Genomic DNA, 683 nt, shown 5'->3' on the forward strand with positions numbered 1-683 from the left:
CCGCTCCCGGCCGGCGCCGACGCCGCGGTGATCGTGCAGGGCGCCGACGGCCGGATCTTCGGGGCGGCGCGGCTCGGGCCGGCCACCTGATACCAAGTCTCATGGGTCAGAACCCATGAGGTCCGGCGGACGACCGCCGCCCCGCAGTCGCGGGGGGGCCGAACCTCGATGAGTCGGGCTCGGCGAGGTTCGGCATGAGCGTAACCTTCACGCCGCCCCGGCGAAGACGGATGCGGGCGATGGGCGCCCGACGTCGTTCCTGAGGCTCGCCGATGTTCCTGTCCGCCGTCGGCCCGGCTCCCACGCTGCGGGTGCGTTCCCCCGGCGGCGCCGTTGCGCTAGGGTCGGGGACACGACGCGGCGACAGGGCGGCGATGGCGCTCGAGGACAGTCTGGCGACGGCGATGGCCGCGGCGCAAGCGGGCGATGCGGCGGCCTACCGCCGGCTGCTCAACGCCTGCCTGCCGGTGATCGCAGGCATCGCCCGCGCGCAAGGCGTGCGCGGCGAGGCGGTGGACGACGTGGTGCAGGACACCCTGCTGACGATCCACAAGGCGCGGGCGAGCTACGACCCGGCGCGGCCGTTCCTGCCGTGGCTGCGCGCCATCACCCAGCGCCGGGCGATCGACCGGCTGCGCCGCGCGGGGCGCCGCCCGCAGGAGGTGCACGACCCCCTGGCCTAC

At 75.5% G+C, this 683-nt stretch carries 1 protein-coding gene; it reads left to right on the forward strand.

Features of this window, described 5'->3' with window-relative positions:
• Positions 1–374 precede the first annotated feature (374 nt).
• On the forward strand, positions 375–683 hold a 309-nt coding region (locus FV222_RS28385), incomplete at its 3' end, for a sigma factor (protein ID WP_281406949.1).

It is taken from the genome of Methylobacterium sp. WL103, from assembly GCF_008039885.1.
In the GTDB taxonomy this organism is placed as follows: Bacteria; Pseudomonadota; Alphaproteobacteria; order Rhizobiales; family Beijerinckiaceae; genus Methylobacterium; species Methylobacterium cerastii.